Here is a 689-nt window from a genome sequence, read left to right on the forward strand (position 1 = left end):
GTCGTTGCGACCAGCTGGTTTTACTTGTCTCATCTTCGACCAAGAAGATGGACTCGCCTTAGACTTGAATATTCAAGACACTTAACAAGTGTTTTAAGAACTCAATTTTTTCGTATTAACACAACGACAGACATCATTGTATTAATTACTATCAGCTTTCCAAATTGTTAAAGAGCGGGCTTAAAAAAGCCAAAGATAATGTTTAAGTTTATCTTTGGCATCTCTAACCATAATGCAGTAAATGGTGGAGCTATGCGGGATCGAACCGCAGACCTCCTGCGTGCAAGGCAGGCGCTCTCCCAGCTGAGCTATAGCCCCATTTACATGCAGTGCGAGTAAATAAGATGTTCCAAACCTCTTAAAGGATTGGTTTGCCAATCATTTCTTATCAAGGCGGACAGTGGCGACGTTTAGTTCACTAAACGAGTCACTTTCCAACGCTGAGAAGGAAGGATTGGTGGGTCAGAGTGGACTTGAACCACCGACCTCACCCTTATCAGGGGTGCGCTCTAACCAGCTGAGCTACAGACCCATCTTTTACTCTATCTTCTATCAAGCAAATCTGTGTGAACACTCAACAAACATCGAGTTAGTCGTATAGGTAAGGAGGTGATCCAGCCCCAGGTTCCCCTAGGGCTACCTTGTTACGACTTCACCCCAGTCATGAACCACAAAGTGGTGAGCGCCCC

2 tRNA genes and 1 rRNA gene are annotated in these 689 nt (G+C 45.1%); all 3 read right to left on the reverse strand.

The annotated features are described in order from the left end of the window. Window positions 1–242 precede the first annotated feature (242 nt). Window positions 243–318: transfer RNA gene (locus M0413_RS22705), tRNA-Ala, on the reverse strand. 137 nt (window positions 319–455) lie between these two features. Beyond that, window positions 456–532, reverse strand: a tRNA-Ile gene (locus tag M0413_RS22710). 70 nt (window positions 533–602) lie between these two features. Then, window positions 603–689: ribosomal RNA gene (locus tag M0413_RS22715) — 16S ribosomal RNA — on the reverse strand; the annotation flags it as partial.

This window comes from Shewanella sp. 8A, assembly GCF_023475945.1.
Taxonomy (GTDB): domain Bacteria; phylum Pseudomonadota; class Gammaproteobacteria; order Enterobacterales; family Shewanellaceae; genus Shewanella; species Shewanella xiamenensis.